The organism is Mycolicibacterium gilvum, assembly GCF_900454025.1.
GTDB lineage: Bacteria > Actinomycetota > Actinomycetes > Mycobacteriales > Mycobacteriaceae > Mycobacterium > Mycobacterium gilvum.
The window spans coordinates 717,245-735,405 of record NZ_UGQM01000001.1 but is presented as its reverse complement, the minus strand read 5'-3'; the positions used below and the strand labels follow the sequence as shown (position 1 = coordinate 735,405).

16 protein-coding genes and 3 pseudogenes are annotated in these 18,161 nt (G+C 64.1%); 5 read left to right on the top strand and 14 right to left on the bottom strand.

Annotated elements, in window-relative coordinates; genetic code table 11:
• Positions 1–45 precede the first annotated feature (45 nt).
• From DYE23_RS03445 to DYE23_RS03420, 6 genes are all read right to left on the bottom strand, one after another.
• The gene (locus tag DYE23_RS03445) at positions 46–273 is read right to left on the bottom strand and encodes a heavy-metal-associated domain-containing protein (protein ID WP_083126190.1); all 228 of its coding nucleotides are present in this window, start codon (positions 271–273) and stop codon (positions 46–48) included.
• A gap of 167 nt (positions 274–440) precedes the next feature.
• Positions 441–734 (bottom strand): metal-sensitive transcriptional regulator, encoded by a 294-nt coding sequence (locus tag DYE23_RS03440; protein ID WP_067394808.1) that lies wholly within the window; start codon positions 732–734, stop codon positions 441–443.
• A 260-nt stretch (positions 735–994) separates the two neighbouring features.
• Positions 995–1,411 (bottom strand): hypothetical protein, encoded by a 417-nt coding sequence (locus DYE23_RS03435; protein ID WP_235660320.1) that lies wholly within the window; start codon positions 1,409–1,411, stop codon positions 995–997.
• A gap of 168 nt (positions 1,412–1,579) precedes the next feature.
• Positions 1,580–2,377: an IS21-like element helper ATPase IstB gene (gene istB, locus DYE23_RS03430; protein WP_067388237.1), complete on the bottom strand. Its 798-nt coding sequence runs from the start codon at positions 2,375–2,377 to the stop codon at positions 1,580–1,582.
• Position 2,378: 1 nt separating this feature from the next.
• On the bottom strand, positions 2,379–4,001 hold the full coding sequence (gene istA, locus DYE23_RS03425) for an IS21 family transposase (protein ID WP_115326215.1): 1,623 nt from the start codon (positions 3,999–4,001) through the stop codon (positions 2,379–2,381).
• A 145-nt stretch (positions 4,002–4,146) separates the two neighbouring features.
• Positions 4,147–4,863: a DUF305 domain-containing protein gene (locus tag DYE23_RS03420; RefSeq protein WP_115326501.1), complete on the bottom strand. Its 717-nt coding sequence runs from the start codon at positions 4,861–4,863 to the stop codon at positions 4,147–4,149.
• A 709-nt stretch (positions 4,864–5,572) separates the two neighbouring features.
• Here DYE23_RS03420 and DYE23_RS03415 point away from each other — a divergent pair.
• From DYE23_RS03415 to DYE23_RS03405, 3 genes and pseudogenes are all read left to right on the top strand, one after another.
• Positions 5,573–6,001: pseudogene (locus DYE23_RS03415) on the top strand (transposase); the annotation flags it as partial.
• Between the two features lie 51 nt (positions 6,002–6,052).
• A protein-coding gene (locus DYE23_RS03410) for an IS3 family transposase (RefSeq protein WP_115326500.1) occupies positions 6,053–7,338 on the top strand; the annotation gives its coding sequence in 2 pieces (ribosomal slippage) (positions 6,053–6,335 and positions 6,335–7,338; 1,287 coding nt in all).
• 36 nt (positions 7,339–7,374) lie between these two features.
• Positions 7,375–8,187, top strand: a pseudogene (locus DYE23_RS03405) (IS256 family transposase); the annotation flags it as partial.
• Positions 8,188–8,191: 4 nt separating this feature from the next.
• On the opposite strand, the gene DYE23_RS03400 reads toward DYE23_RS03405, so the two are convergent.
• The 3 genes from DYE23_RS03400 to DYE23_RS03390 all read right to left on the bottom strand — a co-directional run bounded on the left by DYE23_RS03400 (position 8,192) and on the right by DYE23_RS03390 (position 9,943).
• A complete protein-coding gene (locus tag DYE23_RS03400; RefSeq protein ID WP_264032934.1) occupies positions 8,192–8,620 on the bottom strand; it encodes a pyridoxamine 5'-phosphate oxidase family protein in 429 nt (142 codons plus the stop codon).
• Positions 8,620–8,880 (bottom strand): SHOCT domain-containing protein, encoded by a 261-nt coding sequence (locus tag DYE23_RS03395; protein ID WP_083126121.1) that lies wholly within the window; start codon positions 8,878–8,880, stop codon positions 8,620–8,622. Before DYE23_RS03395 ends, DYE23_RS03400 begins: the two co-directional genes overlap by 1 nt.
• A 181-nt stretch (positions 8,881–9,061) precedes the next feature.
• Positions 9,062–9,943: an HAD-IC family P-type ATPase gene (locus DYE23_RS03390; protein WP_372516206.1), complete on the bottom strand. Its 882-nt coding sequence runs from the start codon at positions 9,941–9,943 to the stop codon at positions 9,062–9,064.
• A 125-nt stretch (positions 9,944–10,068) separates the two neighbouring features.
• On the opposite strand from DYE23_RS03390, the gene DYE23_RS03385 reads away from it, so the two are divergent.
• Both DYE23_RS03385 and DYE23_RS03380 read left to right on the top strand, forming a co-directional pair.
• A complete protein-coding gene (locus DYE23_RS03385) occupies positions 10,069–11,472 on the top strand; it encodes an IS1380 family transposase (protein WP_115326499.1) in 1,404 nt (467 codons plus the stop codon).
• A 195-nt stretch (positions 11,473–11,667) separates the two neighbouring features.
• Positions 11,668–12,938 (top strand): IS3 family transposase gene (locus DYE23_RS03380; RefSeq protein ID WP_115326498.1). Its coding sequence is split into 2 segments (ribosomal slippage): positions 11,668–11,941 and positions 11,941–12,938, totalling 1,272 coding nucleotides; the frame shifts between segments, so codons are not numbered across the junction.
• A 21-nt stretch (positions 12,939–12,959) separates the two neighbouring features.
• Here the strand turns inward: DYE23_RS03380 and DYE23_RS03375 are convergent.
• From DYE23_RS03375 to DYE23_RS03355, 5 genes and pseudogenes are all read right to left on the bottom strand, one after another.
• Positions 12,960–13,189: pseudogene (locus tag DYE23_RS03375) on the bottom strand (ATPase P); the annotation flags it as partial.
• 31 nt (positions 13,190–13,220) lie between these two features.
• Positions 13,221–13,718, bottom strand: coding sequence for a YflT domain-containing protein (locus DYE23_RS03370; protein WP_067394814.1), 498 nt, complete (start codon positions 13,716–13,718; stop codon positions 13,221–13,223).
• A gap of 523 nt (positions 13,719–14,241) precedes the next feature.
• Positions 14,242–14,724: a hemophore-related protein gene (locus tag DYE23_RS31705; RefSeq protein WP_067395762.1), complete on the bottom strand. Its 483-nt coding sequence runs from the start codon at positions 14,722–14,724 to the stop codon at positions 14,242–14,244.
• Between the two features lie 1,007 nt (positions 14,725–15,731).
• A complete protein-coding gene (locus DYE23_RS30730) occupies positions 15,732–15,896 on the bottom strand; it encodes a hypothetical protein (RefSeq protein WP_165604485.1) in 165 nt (54 codons plus the stop codon).
• 11 nt (positions 15,897–15,907) lie between these two features.
• Positions 15,908–18,136: a heavy metal translocating P-type ATPase gene (locus DYE23_RS03355; protein WP_115326497.1), complete on the bottom strand. Its 2,229-nt coding sequence runs from the start codon at positions 18,134–18,136 to the stop codon at positions 15,908–15,910.
• Positions 18,137–18,161: the final 25 nt, after the last annotated feature.

Genomic DNA, 18,161 nt, shown 5'->3' with positions numbered 1-18,161 from the left:
TGTCTCCTACAGCCGACCCGCTTGCGGAGCGCGGTGCGGTGTTGGTTAGGAAGTGGCCAGGTGGTAGTCGCCGGCCTCGTGCAGCGCGGCGTGCACCTCATCGGTGTCGAGCGGGGTGTCGCTGGTGATGGTGACTGTCGAGGTGCCTGCGGGCACCAGCTCCACGCTCACACCGGTGACGCCGGGCAATGCGGTGAGTTCGTCGGTGACCGCGCCGACGCAGTGACCGCAGGTCATCCCGGTGACGGGGTAGCTGGCGGTGGTGGTACTCATGTCGTTCTCCTGCACGGGTGTGGTTGGGATGGATAGAGCAGTCTGTTGCCGCCCGCAGCAACCGCATCCGGCGGTTGCGGGCTCGGCCAGTGGCACCGAGGAGGTGAGATTCGGTTTCATCGGCTCATTTCGTCGGTAATAGGGGTCGTTCAGTAGGTGGGGTCTGTTCATGAGCGCACGAGACGGGCGATGGCCGCGGAAGCGTCGGTGAGCCGCTGCTGGGCCGCATCGCCGCCTTCCTGGACGGCGTGGCTGACGCAGTGGTTCAGATGTTCGTCGAGCAGCATCAACGCCACCGATTGCAGCGCCTTGGTGGCAGCCGAGATCTGGGTGAGTATGTCAACGCAGTAGGCGTCTTCCTCGATCATCCTCGCCACACCGCGCACCTGACCCTCTATGCGGCGCAACCGCTGCAAATAGCCGTCTTTGGACTGCAGGTAACCGGGCGCCGTCGTGTCCACGACTAGGACTCCTCTCACTTACCCCATGGGGGTATTTGCGTACTATACCCCTCGGGGGTATGCAAGTGTCAAGAGGATGGGAAACGGATTCGAGACCCTCGGCGTCAGAATCGTCCGTCCGCGCAGCGAACTGCGTGATCTCCATTTGGCGGGGTTGTCAACTCGCGCAGCGGCCGTGTTCGGTCACCAGGCGGTTGCAAAGGGCATTAATGCGCGAACTGGGTTCGGCCGTCGGCACGCGAAGGGTAGCCAGACCGGTGTCAGTGGTCATGGTCGAACACGACAAGAGTGTCGGCCAGATTGCCGTCGATAAAATACGCCCGGCACACGAAGGGGTCGTGCAGGGTTCCGCCGACCTCGCTCGGGGCCTCGACAATGCCTTCCACATTCCGAACGGTGATGCGAGAGTGGTCGACGCCGTAGAGGGGCCCCCCTTCCAACGACGAGAACAAGTCTTTCACCTCCGGATCAAGTTGCGTGCTCGTCACGGTGATGTCGGAAAGTCTCGCTGTCGATGGTGACGCTAGCCTCGCGACGACATCACGCTCGCACCGCTCCTGTGCCGCACGCGCGGACGCGTTCGCGACTGTCGAGTTGATGAGTCCGAAACCCCGCGTGCTTATGGCGATCACAACCAGGGTTGCACCACATATCGCAGCGGCTGCAAGAAGCAGCACGCGTGTCCTTCTCTGAGCGGCCATGCAGTCCGACTCTGTCTACAGCGAGGACAGAATCGACTTCATCGTGTCGATCTCCTTCTGCTGGCTGCTAGTGATCGACTTGGTGTCGCTTGCCAGGGTGATGGGACCACCTGATTGCCAGGGGGATGGGACCACCGTGGCGCGTTACTGAGGATGCTCGTCGGCGGGGTCTGGGTCAAGCTGGGGCCGGGTCCGTTGGCGGTAGGACGGTCCTTCGATGACCAGGGTGTGCGCGGCGGAGGTCAGCCGGTCGATGGCTGATTGAGCCAGCAGGGTGTCGGCGGTCATGGTCAGCCATTCAGCGGGCTCGCGGTTCGACGTCACGATGGTGGTCTTGGCGCGGTGGCGCTCGACGACGATTTCGTAGAAGTCGCTGGTTTCGGTGGCGTCGAGCGGGCGTAGCGCGAAGTCGTCGATGATGAGGACGTCGACGGCGGCCAGGCGGCGGATCTCGGCGTCGACGGTGTGGTCGAGCCTTGCGGCGCGCAGTCGGGTGAACAGTTTGTCGGCCCGGCCGAAGACTACGGTGTGTCTGCGTCGAATGGCCATGTGTCCCAATGCTGTTGCCAGATGCGTCTTGCCAACACCAACGGGCCCGAGGACGATCGCGGACTGGCCGGCGTCGAGGAACCGCAGTGAGGTCAGATCCCCCAGCAGGGTGCGGTCATAGCGCAGGTCCTCGTGTGCGGTCCAGGTATCAAACCGCATGGTGGGGTCGAGTCCGGCTTTGGTCGCCCGCAACGCGGCGGAGCGGGATTCGCGTCGGGAGACCTCGTCGGCCAGCAGCGTTTCCAGGAACCCGATGTGACTGAGTTTGTGTTGGCGGGCCAGAGCGGCGCGTTCGGGCAGGGTGTCGGCCATCGCGCCGAGTTTGAGGGTCTTGAGCAGTCGGAGCAGGTCAGCGCCGATCGGGTCGGTGGCGCCACGGGCGGTGGTGGTCATGTCAGCGGTTCTCCTCGGCAACGGTGGTCGTGATGATGGTCAATGGTGTTGGGGTGGAGCTGAATTCGGATGGATCGCGGGCGAAGCGGGTGGCGGTGTGGCGGACGGCCTTCGGCAGCGCGGGTGTGCTGGTCTCGGTGGCACGCTCGAGCATGGAGGCGATCTTGTTCACCGAGACGACATCAAGATCCAGCGACAGTGCGCAGGCCTGTTCGACCCGGTCGGCGCCGTAGCGGCGCACCAGGCCCAGCAGCCGGTAGACGGTGCGCATCTTCGTCCAGGGCAGCCGGTCATCGAGGATGCGTTCGGCGTAGATCCCGACGTTGGGGCCGTGCGCGGCGCAGGTGGCGATCAATGTCGTCACATCGCGCAGCGCGTAGCCGGTCTTGTGTTCGGGCAGATCAGCGGGGTCGGTGCTGCGCCCACCGGCCGGCTGGCGAGGATGGACCTTGACCAGCACGCCGCGGCGATAGAACTTCACCAACTCGGTGTCGGCCCGCACGTCCAGGTACTGACCGATCCAGCACTCGGGCAGCGAATACAGCGCCTTGGCGACCTCGGCGTGGAAATCGCGGTGCACCTTGACCGTCTTGAACACCGGCACGTCATAAACCCCTGGCACCGGCAACAGCCGGGACTGTTCCTCGGCGGTGAACACCTCCAGCGGACGAGCGCAGATGGTGCCGTGTGTGCGGGTGCCCGCGGTGTCACGACACCACACCGTCGCCGCCTGCTGCGCATGGGCCAGGCTGGTGAATGTTTCACCGTCCCAGAAGTTTCGGCGCACGTACTGCACGGCGCGTTCCACTCGCGGCTTGTCCTTCGGCGAGGCCACCCGCGCCGGGTCGGTCAGGAACCCGACATGCCCGGCGTAGTCCAGCCAGCCCTGGCTGAACTGCGGGTTGACCGCATCGGCGGCGGCGATCACCGGTTTGAGGTTGTCGGGGATCAGCACGGCGAACACGCCGCCGAAGAACTCCCAGGCCGCCTCGCAGCCGGCGATCACCGCGGCCAGAGTCTGCGAGTAGGACAGCCACACAAACATGTGCCGGGAGTACACCGCGGTGAAGATCAGCGCATGCACCTTGCGGCGGCGCCCATCATCGACGTCAGTGAGCATCCCCAGATAGCCGAAGTCGACCTGGCACTCCACCCCGGGATCACCATCAGCGACCCGCACCGTGAGATCTTTGCGGCCGAAACCGCAACGCTGGCTGGCGAATCGGTGCAACGTCCGATACGGCACCACACAGCCCTGCCTTCCCAGCAGAGTGTGGATCTTGGTCACTGTCAACGGCCGCTGCTCACCAGAGCCGGCCACCCACTTGGTGATCTGATCCTCGAACCCCAATAACTGCTCCCACGCCGCGCCGTGACCATCGGGGCGAACCGGGCGCACCGCTTCGGCGACCATCCCGATCAGACCGTCGTCGATCGCGCCGGCGTCGTCGCCGCGGCGCAGACCGGCCGCGTGGGCGGCCTCGACGTAACGGCGCACCGTTTTGCGATCCACACCGCAATGCGCGGCGATCGTCCGGTACCCCGGCGCCGGTAACCCCGCCACGCCCAGCCACACCCGCAGAACTTCCCTGATCTCGTTCACACTGACCTCCCGAAAAGCCATGCCGGCGACCTCCGTGACTTGAGCTGTCACGGCGATCGAACGAACAAATGAAAAGACCACCGACGCGACGCGCCGGTGGTCCCATAACTGGCAATCCAGGTGGTCCCATCACCCTGGCAAAAATCAGGTCACACTGGTCCCATCCTCATGGCAGGCGACACTTGGCCATCTCCACCGCCGCCTGGTACTGGCCGTTCTCGACCTCGTTCTGCGCCATATCGATCGCGCCCTGGTGATGGGCGATCATTTGTGTGAGAAACAATTTGCTGGCTTCTACGCCTTGCGCGTTCTTCAGGCGGTCCATATCGGCCTGCGACATCATTCCCATACCCGGCATGCTGTTTGCGCCGGGCGACATCGACCCGCCAGGCATCATCGAGTTGTCGGGCATGCTGCTGGAACCGGGCATGTCACCGTGATGGGCTCCACCGCCGTCACCGGGCGTCCCGCTAGCGCTGGGCATCGAATGACTTGGCATCCCAGGCATGTTGCTGGAGCCAGGCATGTCCATCCGGGGCATCGTGGTGGGCATCCCCCAGGCACTAAGCCAGCCCTTGAGTTGTTCGATTTCGGGCATTTGAGCGTCCTTGATTTGCTTGGCAAGGTCGGTGACCCGCGGGTCAATGCCTTGCTTGCCGAGGATTATGTCGCTCATCTCGATGGCCTGCTGATGATGCGGAATCATGTGCTGGGCGAACATCGCATCGGCGTTGTTGTGTGCTTGAGCCCCGGCGGGCATCGAGGTGGAGGCTGCGGGCGTCGAAGGCCCCGATTGTTCAGTGGCGGTGTTGCTACAGGCCCCGACAGCGAAAAGTGCACCCACGGCGGCCACCCCCGCCACCACTGTGTGGATCGATTTCATTTTAAAAGCTCCTTTTCCTGTCCAGCGCACCGGTCGTCGTCATACCTGTCGTTGGTCATCACAAGTCTCGACGTCTTCGCTCTGGCTCGGCTAGCGGTTTCTTGAAGATTCGGTGAAGGCCGGTCCTGCCAGCGGTCGTGAGTGCATAGCGGCTGCGCGCCGCAGGACATCCTAGCCGCTGGTGGTACTTAGGTTCGTCGACTCGCGTGCGAAGCTGCACGCCAGGGCTCGACGGAGTAATCGACGCATCGATGACCCGAGCGAGGGCAAGGTCTCCACCGTGACGACCACGAGCGCACGCCCGGCGGCGCACACGTGTAAGCCCTGGCCGCGATCCGCGACGACAACTAGCAGCCCTTTTGGCACTTGCATCTCGATGACGCGCCAGTATTGGAAGACTCGGTCGCGGTACAAGCAACGTTGTCCGCCTATCGACCTGCGGGTAGCTGTGTCTGTCCGGCCGCTTGGCGCGGTTGTCGCAGTATGTCGAGGGCTGACAGCCCAATGCCGTAACTGAATATCGTTTTGTTCGGCTGGATCGCGATGAAACACATTTGACCGCCCTGGCTGACTATGGGTTGCGTCCAGCAGAGTGGTGTATGAGTCGGACCTGATTAGCGGTACCGGCGTGTCGTAGCCGACTGATTGAGGGTCATCGCGTGATTCTTCGAGGGACCCGTCAAAGTCACTCGAGCAAAGGAACCACGCGATGACCGTTGCCCAGAATATCGACCTGCCCACCGTGCTGGCCGAACGACTCACCACCACACATCCCGACGTGCTGCGCGAGCTGCTCGCCACGTTCATCCACACCCTGATGGGTGCCGAAGCCGACGCCCTGTGCGGCGCCAGCTACGGCGAACGCAGCACCGAGCGGACCAACTCCCGCAACGGCTACCGGCACCGCCAATTCGACACCCGCGCAGGCACATTAGATCTCGCGATCCCGAAGCTGCGCCAGGGCTCCTACTTCCCGGACTGGCTGCTGGAACGCCGCAAACGCGCCGAGCGGGCCCTGACCACCGTGGTCGCCACCTGCTACCTACTCGGTGTCTCGACGCGGCGGATGGACAAGCTCGTCGAAACCCTCGGCATCACCAGCCTGTCGAAGTCGCAGGTGTCGGTGATGGCCAAAGAGTGACCCGTCCCGGCGTTTCCGGAGACTTCCGATCTTGGGAGGATCTGAGTTATGGGACGTGTCAGCAAGTACCCCGAGGAGCTGCGTGAGCGCGCGGTGCGCATGGTCGCTGAGGTGCGCCCGCAGTACCCGTCGCAGTGGGCGGCGATCACCGCGGTCGCGGGCATGTTGGGGATCGGCACACCCGAGACGTTGCGGACCTGGATCCGCCGCGCGGAAGTCGACACCGGCCAGCGCCCGGGGGTGACCTCTCAGGTGGCCGAGGAGAACAAGGCGCTGCGCAAAGAGATCGCCGAGCTGCGTCGGGCCAATGAGATCTTGAAAGCAGCGGCGATTTTCTTCGGGGCCGAGCTCGACCGGCCCGGGAGACGGTGATCCGGTTCATCGCCGAACACAAGGACCATCAGGTGGCCGGCCCCGACGGTGGGGCCGGGTTGCGCTGGGGTGTCGAGCCCATGTGCGCCGTGCTCTCGCAGCACGGTGTGTCGATCAGTCCGTCGACCTATTACGAGTGGATCGCCAAGACTCCGACGCAACGGCAGGTGCGTGATGCCGAGTTGGTCGAGATCATCACCACGGCCAGGGAAGACAGAAAGACCGGCAAGTTCGTTCAGACGCTCGGGTCACGCAAGTTGTGGATCTGGCTTCGCGGCCAGGGCCACGACGTCGCCCGCTGCACAGTGGAGCGGATCATGCGCAAAAACGGTTGGGAGGGTGCACGGTACGGATCCAAGCACAAGACCACCATCGCCGATGACAGTCACGTGCGCTACCCCGACCTGGTGGACCGACGCTTCTACGCCCCGTCGCCAAATCGATTGTGGGTAGCCGACTTTACCTATGTACCGACGTGGACGGGGTTCGTCTACGTGGCGTTCGTCATCGACGCATACAGTCGCCGGATCCTGGGGTGGCGGGCCGCCCGATCGATGACCACCGACCTGGTCCTCGACGCCGTCGAGCATGCCTTCTTCACCCGCGCCCAGGACGGCACCACCAGCCTGCACGGGTTGATTGCTCACAGCGACGCGGGCAGCCAGTACACGTCGGTGGCGTTCACCCAGCGGCTCATCGACGAAGGTGTGGATCCCTCGGTCGGATCGGTCGGCGACGCCCTGGACAACGCGCTGGCCGAGACCACGGTCGGGTCGTTCAAGAACGAACTCATCCGCCGGCAAGGCCCGTGGCGTGACGTCAACCAGGTCGAGCTGGCGACCGCCGAGTGGGTCCTCTGGTTCAACACCGAACGCCCGCACGAGTACCTCGACGACTTCACCCCCGAAGCCGCCGAGAAGCTCTACTACGATCACAGACGCACCCCACCAAAGGCAGGGTAATTCAACGAAAGCAGTCTCCGGACTCACCGGGACGGGTCAGAGCTCGACGCCGCCGTCGAGGCCTTCCGCACCCGACCGCTCGATGCCGGCCCGTATACGTTCGTCGCTGCCGACGCCCTGGTGCTCAAGGTCCGCGAGGGCGGCCGGGTCGTCAACGTGCACGCGCTGATCGCGGTCGGGGTCAACGCCGAGGGCTACCGCGAAATCCTCGGCATCGATGTCACCACCGCCGAGGACGGCGCCGGCTGGCTAACGTTCTGGCGGGCTCTGACCGCCCGCGGCCTGTCGGGGGTCAAACTGGTCACCAGCGACGCCCATGCCGGGCTTGTCGCCGCGATCGGCGCCACGCTGCCCGGTGCGACGTGGCAGCGCTGCAGAACCCACTACACGACCAACCTGATGGCGGTGACCCCGAAGTCGTCGTGGCCCTGGGTGCGCACCCTGCTGCACTCTGTGTTCGACCAGCCTGATGCTGAATCCGTTGCTGCACAATATGACCGGATCATCGACGCCCTGGACGACAAGCTACCTACGGTCGCCGATCACCTCGAAGCGGCACGGCCGGATCTGCTGGCGTTCACGGCGTTTCCCAAACAGATCTGGCGCCAGATCTGGTCCAACAATCCCCAGGAACGGCTCAACAAGGAAATCCGCCGGCGCACCGACGTCGTCGGTATCTTCCCCGACCGCAACGCCCTCATCCGCCTCGTCGGAGCCGTCCTGGCCGAACAACACGACGAATGGGCCGAATCCCGGCGCTACCTCGGCCTCGACGTCCTGAGCAAATCACGCACAGTCAACGACACCCCGACCGAACAGGAGGCCACCCCGGCGACACTGACCGCCTGAACCATCACCTCGAAGAATCACACGACGACGTCGTACACCACGTCCCTGGACTTGACCTGACTATGCGCTGTTCTGCAGCAAGGATCCGACGATGGAACCATGATTTTTGAAAGGCGCCGATTGCAGCGGTGTCGTTAGCCTCCAATATCGTTGCTAAACCCTGAAATTGGACGGCGCTCGGTGGGAACACGGGTAGCCGGTGAGGCACTGGGATGACGAACGCCACTTCCGGATGCTTGCGGATGTGGTGCACTTTGGCTGTGGTGCTTCTGGTGGTGACGAAGAGCGTCAACGGCTGATCGGGCGGTGACACGGCGTAGATCACGGCGGTGGCGTGAGGTGCTCCCCGTCGGTCCATTGTCGATAACGTGCCGAAGGTGCGTCGTCGGACGGCCCGGTCGATTTCGTCGAAGCCGCTGTCTTTGATGATCACTATGGTGTTGTTCGAGGGGCGCCCCGCAGAACCTGCAGGCGGTCGTGGTACTCCGCTTCGGTGATCTCGCCGCCGGCGAATCGTGCGGCAAGAAGTTGTTCGGCGGAGAGTGGAGGTCGGATTGGCTGGGTCGCGTCGCCGGCGGCGAGTTTGATCAGTAGTACGATCCCGCCGACCAGCAACGCCCAGAACAGCACCATTCCGATGCCCATGGCGGCGTATCCCCACCATCCCATGCCGTCGCCGTACCAAATCATCACGGCAATACCTCCTCGTGAACGTCGGCTGCTCCTGCAGCGCCTTACTACGATGGTTGAGACGCAGAGACGCCGACAGAGGCGTATGCAATCGGTTCGAGGGCCTTTGGACCCTCGCCAGAAGTCCGTTCCAACGCGCTCGTCATGCGTGCGTGCGCGGGATCCGGTGCTGGCGCGGGCAGGCTCAGCCGCTACCAAGAGGGCGTTGACAGCGACGATCAAGCTGGACAAAGCGGCGATCTCTGGGCGCAAGACGAGCCCGAATGCAGGCTGAAACGCTCCCGCGGCAATAGGGATCGCGATGACGTTGTAGCCGACTGCCTACCCAAGGTTTTGTCGCATCTTTCGCAGAGTGCCCGCGGCCGATACGAAGGGCGATGGGTACATCGAGCGGATCGGAGCGCATGAGCACCAGGTCGGCAGTCTCGATGGCGACATCGGTGCCGGCACCAATCGCCACACCGAGATCGGCTTGAGCCAGGGCAGGTGCGTCGTTGACTCCGTCACCGACCATGGCGACCTTTCGACCGTCTCGCTGTAGTTCGGCGATTTGGGCGGCTTTGTCCTCAGGCAGCACGTCGGCGATGATCGTGTCGATACCCAGTTGCGAAGCGATCCGTCTGGCGGTCGCCTCGTTGTCACCGCTGAGCATGACGACCTGTGCTCCGATGTCGTGGAGAGCGGCGACCGCGCAGCTGATGTTGGTCGGGCCGCGTCTGCTAGCGCGATTAACCCCGACACCGCGACCGTCCACTGCGACCAGTACGGCGGTGCGGCCGCTGGATGCCAGTTCGTCACGTCGGTCCATTATCTCGGCGCCTTGCTCGATCATGAGCTTGCGATTGCCGACGGCGACCACGTGTCCGGCCACGTCAGCGGTGGCTTCATGTCCGGGCACGCTTCGAAAATTGTTGAGCGGCAGTGACGTAGCGCCTTGCTCGGTGGCATAGCGCGCGATCGCCGCTGCCAGTAAAATGTTCAGATTCCGTCTCCACCGCCGCCACCAGCGCCGGGAGTTCGTCCTCGGCGATGCCTTCGACGACGGCGTCGGTGACCTCCGGTTCACCCTTAGCCTGAATCCACCGATGAATTGCCTGGTCGTGGGGTGTCGGAATGAGGAAAGTGCCCCTTGAGCTGGAAAGATTGGTGTTCTCTACGCATCAATCAGATCAGTTCAGAAAGGCACTTCCAGTGCAAGTGTCCCATAGGTTCGCGGCGTCGTCGGCGGTCTTCGACGATGAGCATCTCGTGTCGTGCGCAGGGCTGGTGCCAGTGATGGCGCTGGCCACCCAGACTGGACTGCCAGATCTGTTGGCCGACAAGATCTCCATCCCCGCACCGAAGATCAAGTCGGGATCGGCCAACCCGGCACCGAAGCTGGCCACGGTGATCGCCGGGATGTGCGCTGGCGCCGACAGCATCGATGACCTCGACGTCGTGCGCTCGGGTGGTATGGAAACACTGTTCGACGGTGTGTACGCACCATCGACCATCGGAACTTTGTTGCGGGAGTTCACCTTCGGACACGCACGCCAACTCGAATCAGTGCTGCGCGAGCATCTGGCTGCACTCTGCCAGCGGGTCGATGTGCTGCCCGGCGCCGAGACCCAGGTGTTCATCGACATCGACTCACTGCTGCGACCGGTTTATGGTCACGCCAAACAGGGCGCCTCATACGGACACACCAAGATCGCCGGCAAGCAGGTCCTACGCAAGGGTCTGTCACCGTTGGCCACCACCATCAGCACCCCTGGTGCGGCACCGGTGATCGCCGGGATGCGCCTGCGGGCCGGCAGGACCGGCTCCGGTAAAGGAGCCGGCCGGATGGTCGCCCAGGCCATCACCACCGCTCGCGCGGCCGGGGCCAGCGGTGCGATCCTGGTGCGCGGTGATTCGTCCTACGGCAACCGCTCTGTCGTCGGCGCCTGCCGACGACATGGTGCGCAGTTCTCGCTGGTGATGACCCGCAACGCTGCAATCGACCGGGCCATCAATGCCATCGACGAAGCCGCGTGGACGCCGGTGAAATATCCGGGCGCGGTGCGTGATCCCGACACCGGCGAGTGGATCTCTGATGCCGAAGTCGCTGAAATCGGCTACACCGCGTTCGCATCCACCAAAGAGCGGTTCACCGCTCGCCTGGTGGTGCGTCGGGTCAAAGACGCCCGCTTCCGCGACGCCTTGTTCCCGACGTGGCGGTATCACCCGTTCTTCACCAACACCGACCTACCGACCGTCGACGCCGACATCACTCACCGCCAGCACGCGATCATCGAAACCGTGTTCGCCGACCTGATCGACGGACCGCTGGCCCACATGCCCTCTGGACGATTCGGGGCGAACTCCGCCTGGGTGCTCTGCGCGGCCATCGCTCACAATCTGTTGCGCGCTGCCGGCGTCTTGGCCGGCGGCACTCATGCGGTGGCCCGCGGCGCTACGTTGCGCCGCAAGATCGTCACCATCCCGGCGCGACTGGCCCGGCCCCAACGCCGACCCGTCCTGCACCTACCCAGCCACTGGCCTTGGGCGCAGCACTGGCTGCGACTGTGGCGCAGCGTCATCGGCCATAGCCCACCAAAATTCGCTACCACCTGACCCTCGCCGAAAGGCCACCGGAGCACACAGGAAAAGCTGGGCAGACCAGCCGATAACCCCTGCTCACAACCGCTGCGAACTGCAACAGCCACCTCAGCCGACGCTCATCCGGCTACTCGGTGGATTGAGGCTTAGTCAAGGTGAACCACCCCGGGTTTGATGCACACCTTCTTTCGAGGGAAGGTTGTTTGCATCATGCCGAACAAGTACGACGACGAGTTCAAGGCCCGCGCGGTACGGCTGGTGGCCGACCATGCCGAGGAGTACGACACCCGCACCGCCTGCATCACCGCGGTAGCCAAGCGGTTGGGGGTGTCCTACGAATCTTTGCGCCGGTGGGTCAACCAGGTCGAGGTGGACACCGGCCAGCGGGATGGAGTGCCCACCGATATCGCGCGGGAGAACAAGGAGCTCAAGCGCAAGAATCGTGAGCTTGAGGAAACCATCGAAATCCTCAAGGCGGCAACAAGTTTCTTCGTGCGGGAGAGCGACCCGCGACACCGTTGATTTGTGCGTTCATCGCCGAGCATCGTGCTCGGTTCGGGGTCGCTCCGATCTGCCGCGTGCTCACTGAGCACGGGTGCCAGATCGCCCCGAGGACCTTCTACGCCTGGCTGACCCGCCCCCCATCCGCTCGGGCGCTGTGGGACACCGTGATCACCGAGGTGCTGGCCGGCTTCTACGAGCCAGACGAGCACGGTCGGCGCAAGCCCGAGTCGCTGTATGGCGCCACCAAGATGTGGGCTCACTTGCAACGCCAGGGCATCGCGGTGGCCCGCTGCACCGTGGAGCGTCTCATGCGGACCAACGGCTGGCGTGGAGTTACTCGCCGCAAGAAGGTCCGCACCACCGTCTCGGATCCGGCCGCCGACCGGGCTGCCGATCTGGTGAAGCGCCAGTTCCGGGTGCCGGCCCCCAACGTGCTGCTGGTGGCGGACTTCACCTACGTACGGCTGTCCAACGGGATGTTCGTGTACACCGCATTCGCCATCGACGCCTACGCGGGCCGGATTGTGGGATGGACCTGCTCGGCCAGCAAGGAAGACCGGTTCGTGCGCCGAGCGATCCGCCATGCCGCACACCTCCGAAGCGGCGAGGGTAATCCATTGTTGGGCAATACTATTCACCACAGCGACGCGGGCTCTCAATACACGTCTGTGCGGTTCGGGGAAACCCTGGCTCTGTCCGGGCTTGTGGCCTCGATCGGCACGGTCGGGGATGCCTTCGATAACGCTTTGGCCGAAACGACCATAGGGCTGTACAAGACCGAAGCAGTCCGCGACGACTCACCATTCCGGCGGGGTCCCTTGCACCGTCTGACCGATGTCGAACTGCTCACCGCCGAGTGGGTGCACTGGTACAACACCGACCGGCTCATGCACCGCCTGGGCCGCATCCCACCCATCGAGTACGAGACCGTCTACTACGCTACAAACACAGCCCCATCAGAGGCTGCGCACCAGTAACCGGTGTGCATCAAACCCGGGGCGGTTCAAGGTGCCGGTGTTGTCCGTGACGACGGTGTCGATGCGTGCTGAGGTCTCCAGTGCAGCAGCGTTTTTGAACAGGACACCGCGCTTGGCGCCAAGTCCTGTTCCGACCATGATTACTGGCGTGGCCAAGCCGAACGCGTCAGGCACGTGATCACCACCACGGTAATGGCGAACAGCATCGCGGTTTGCACGCTGGCGCCGAGGGCCCACCACACCGCGAAGGTGGCTGCGCGAGCCCGAGCGCCGCCAGCGTCGTCAGCCTCGCATGGTGGCCAGCAGCTGAGCGGCCTGCTCGGCGAACGCCGGCGTGCACACCACGTCGTAACGCTCAGCGGCCAGCGTCGACATCGACGTGAAATCTCGCCGGCCACCGGTCGCCCAGTGCTCGACGAACCCGAAGATCGCTCCCCAGACGGTGCCGATGAGCAAGCCAGCCACCATAACGCCGAACCAGGCGGTGCCAACGGCGAACATTCCCAACAGCAGCCCAATCAACAGGCCCCACCAGGCTCCGCTCGACGCGCCCGTGAGCGCGGCGCGGCCCTTGGTCAGGCGGCCGATGACGGCTTCCACGGTGGTCACATCGTGACCGAGGATTCGGAGGTTCTCCACCGGGAATTCTGAATCGGACATGAAGTCGACTGCGCGCTGAGCTTGCGCGTAGTCGCGGTAGCTGGCTATCACCCGGTACTCGGAGCTAGCGGCAGCCCCGCTGGTCGTGCCGGTGAATGGTTGATCGGAAGATGTGTCCATGGTGCTCCTATGGTGAGGCCGGTTGGCATCGAGATTCGCCGCCAGATGCCGACGGGTCAGCCCTGGCTAACCGGCCCGGCGCCGCGTCGGCCGACAAACTGTCCACACGCTGTCCGTCTCCGCATACTACTAAATAGCTTAGTAGTATGCGGAGCGTCTACTGAGTCGCTTAGTAGAATTGTCGGCCCTTTGGTAAAGGCCGGGTGCCGAGCACTCCGGGTTCAACAGCGACGCCTTCTACGGCCGCGATCGGGCAATGCCGTATTCATGCCGTTGCTGGTCGCCGGCCCTGAGGAAGCGATGCTTCTGCCATGAGCGACCGCGGTGCTGACCGCACTAAAACTAGCGCCGGTCGTCAGGCGCAGCCGGCGACGCGCTAGCGGCTCAAGTATGCCCGCGCTCGCCCATACTCGCCGGTGAGCAGAGAGCCACCCACCGAAGACGAGTTTGCGCTCAGAGGTTGTGACGCCACGTCGCACCACTGTCATTTCCCGCGTAGTCATTAAGCGACGAGCGCCAAGACTCACTGCCCAGGCATCGCTCCAGGCGCCATCTGCCCGGGCCCCATGCCGCCGGGACCCATCTGTCCGGGCGCCATACCACCGGGCCCCATGCCGTCGGGCATCATCCCTGGGCCCATGGGCAAGCCGCATCTCGCACTCAGATCCTTAACCGGTTGATGGATGTTCTGAAAGGCAGCAGCCACGTCTGGGTGATTCTCGGTGAACGCTTGAATCACGCCGTGCCGCTCCTGGGGTGTGGCCTTGCTTCTGGCATCGACAAACACCTGTTGAACGTCGGGGCGGGAGTCGAGATAGTCAGCCATTCGAGTCATCGCTGCAGCGTGCGCGCGCATCACGGCGGCCGGAGAACACGGATCCGGCGGCGGTGGCTGCGCAACCGCAGCTCCGGCTGCTACCGACGCTACGATGCACGACGCCGCAACAGCGGTAGTCGCCCCACCCAGACGCCGTCTTACCCATCTGTATTGCAGAACCTCATTCATTTCATGTCTCCTCTCGATTGCTACTCCCCGACTACCGCCCGTTGCCGCGCAAACGTGCGTGTGTGCTATGCCCGTGCACGAACCGAACCAAAGGAGTTCGCACTAGCCATTGCTCCGAAGTGCAGTCACGTATTAATCGCCGACGGACATATAGGCTGGACGCGGCATCTGCCGCCGGAGGGCTCGGACCGGTGACTCGCCGGCTCTGCGCTAGCTTCATCAGCCTCTCCTTGTCGAGCCTGTTACTTCACTCCCTGCACTACCGAAGTGACTCTGCTATATGAGAATTGACGATAGCGTGTGACGCTGTCAAGGTTCTGCGAAAGAGGTGATTCGAGCATCTTCGTTCGCGGCTGATACTCCCTCCCTTGGCTCGGTAAAGCTCTACACGGTCGCTCGAGGAGCTTGCCACAGTAACAGTTAGCTCCCTTTGCGGCGACGCACACCGCACGCCGAACGCGAGCAAAGCGGCCGCAATTTCCTTGTAGGCCAACGTCCTTGCCCAGTCGGTCAGCTTCTCCACCTCAACCCATCCTGGAGGAAGTGCGTCCCGACGTTGCCATGCTCAATCTCAACTGAACATTCCGCTCAGCGCATCACTGCCACTAGATAGACGTTGCAAGCTATATGTAGTTGGTCAATACTAAGATGATCCGTGTGCGGACTGTGCACACTGCAGTAGCGACTCGTCACGCACAAACACCCAAAGTTGGGCAAGCGAGCCGCCCATAATTGAAGCACCGTCGCGGTGACCGTCTCCGCAAGTCGGCACAGCATTCCGTCCGCAGGGCCGCCGATGGGCAGGCGCTCGAATGGCTCAGCGAAGTCGACCGCCGAATTGGATGCGCGACAACGGTGCTTGTGCTGACGAAACTAGAAGTGAGAATCTGCCTTACCAGACGGCGTGGGAAGTAGGGCAGGTTCGCTGGTAGGCCACGCTTGCAGAGTCCGGTGCCCGCCCTGCCTGCGATGCAGCACGTTCCGGTGTGGGTGCCGGCCAACACCGTTCACCCCGCGTCGACGTGCAGCAGCGGCGGCGCCAATGCTGTACGCGGGCCGACGCGACCGCGATCGATGTCGGGCATCGCAATCGGTGCCCGCGGCGGCGGGGCGGTTCCGCAGGCCGCCAGCATCAACACCGCGACAGCGACGACAGCGCCGCGTTCGGCCACGAAAGGATCTTCTAGGCATCGATACTGACTGATGCACCTCTGTCGGTGCGGATGTGGCGAGTGGCTTGTCGGGTCCGGGCCAAGTGGGCGGGGTCCAGATCAAGGCGGCGCAACAGCTGGGCGTTGAGCGCGACGACGATCGTCGAGACCGACATGAGCACCGCCGCCGCGGCAGGCGGCAGCACCACCCCGATCGGGGCGAGTACACCGGCGGCCAACGGTACGGCGATGATGTTGTATCCGGTCGCCCACACCAGGTTCTGCCACATCTTGCGGTAGCTGGCGTGGGACAGTTCGATGATCGACAGCACTGCGCGCGGGTCGTTGGCTGCCAGCACCACCCCCGCGGATTCGATTGCGACATCGGTACCGGCGCCGATGGCCACGCCGACGTCGGCGCGGGCCAACGCCGGTGCGTCGTTGACGCCGTCGCCGACCATCGCCACCCGGTGCCCACGCTTTTGCAGTTCGGCGACCTTGGCGTCCTTGTGTTCGGGCAGCACCTCGGCGAACACCTCATCGATGCCCAGATCCGTGGCAACCGCATCGGCGACCTGTTGGGCATCGCCGGTGATCAGCGCCACCTTGACGTTTCGGGCGTGCAACGCGTCGATCGCCTGACGCGATTCCTCCCGGACGGCGTCTTCGAGTGCCACCGCGCCCAGCACCTGGTTATCGCGGACGATATGCAGCACCGAGGCGCCGCGCTGCACCCAACCGCGGGTCACTGCGCTGACATCATCGGGGACCGACAGTCGCAGGTCGGCCAGCATGGCCGGGCCACCGACCGAAACGTCGGTGCCGTCGACGCTGGCGCGCACCCCCCGGCCGGGCAGGGACCGGAAGTCGTTAGCGACAACCCGCTCACTGGACGGCATCCGTGATTGGGCCGCGGCCACGATGGCCCGGGCGACCGGATGCTCACTGTCGGACTCGACCGCGGCGGCCAGCGCGAGCAGCTGCTCTTCACTGATCCCGGCGGTGGCAACGGTGCCGGTGACCTGATGTCGCCCCTCGGTCAAGGTGCCGGTCTTGTCGAAAAGCACCACATCCACCGTGCGCATCCGTTCCAGCGCCAGCCGATCCTTGACCAGCACCCCGGCGCGTGCGGCGCGTTCAGTGGAGATTGCGATGACTAGCGGAATCGCCAGCCCGAGGGCATGTGGACACGCGATGACCAGGACGGTGACCGTGCGGGTCACCGCATAGTCGAGGTTGCCCAACAACGTCCACACCGCGAAGGTGATCACACCGGTGACGGCGGCGAAATAGAACAGAAACGCGGCGGCCTTGTCGGCGAGTGCCTGCGCCCGCGAAGAGGAAGCCTGCGCGGCGGCGACCATACGCTGGATACCGGCCAGGGCGGTGTCATCGCCGACCGCGGTGATCTGCACCCGCAGAGCGCTGTCGGTGGCCACGGTGCCGGCCACCACGGTATCGCCGACCTGGCGGGTCACCGGCTTGGACTCGCCGGTGATCATCGACTCGTCAACCTCGGCGCGGCCGTCGGTGACTGCGCCGTCGGCTGGCACCCGGGCGCCGGCACGCACCAGCACCACATCGCCTAGCTCCAGCTCTGAGAGAGGGACCTCGCGGACTCCGTCGGCGGTGACCTTCTCGGCGGTGTCGGGCAACATCGCCGCCAGTGCGTCCAGTGCCCCCGATGCTGAACCCAGGGCCCGCATCTCCAGCCAATGCCCCAGCAGCATGATGACGATCAGCAACGCCAGTTCCCACCAGAAATCCAGGTTGAAACCCCCGATCCCCAGAGTGGTGACCCACGAGGCGACGAACGCGACGCTGATCGCCATCGCGATCAGCAGCATCATCCCGGGACGGCGCGATTTCACCTCGGCCCAGCCGCCGGTGAGAAACGGCATGCCACCATAGACAAAGATCACCGTGCCCAGAATCGGGGCGATCCATGTCATGCCCGGAAAGTCCGGCCGGGTGTAGCCGAACAGTTCGGCGATCATGTGGCTGAACACCACCACCGGTACCGACAGAACCAGGCTGAACCAGAACCGGCGGCGAAACATCTCCCCGTGCGCGCCATGGCCGGCATGTCGATCATGACCGTCATGTCCGGCCTGGGGATCCTGTCCGATGTAAGCCAGATGCTCTCCGTGCCCAGCGTGGGGATCTTCGGCGCTGGGCGCTGGGCTCTGCGCCTGGGGGGCGTGCTCGTGTCTGGCGGATCCCGGATGTGGGCCGACGTGTCCCTTCTCTGGGTTGGACATCACAGCTCCTGACAGCAAGTAGGTG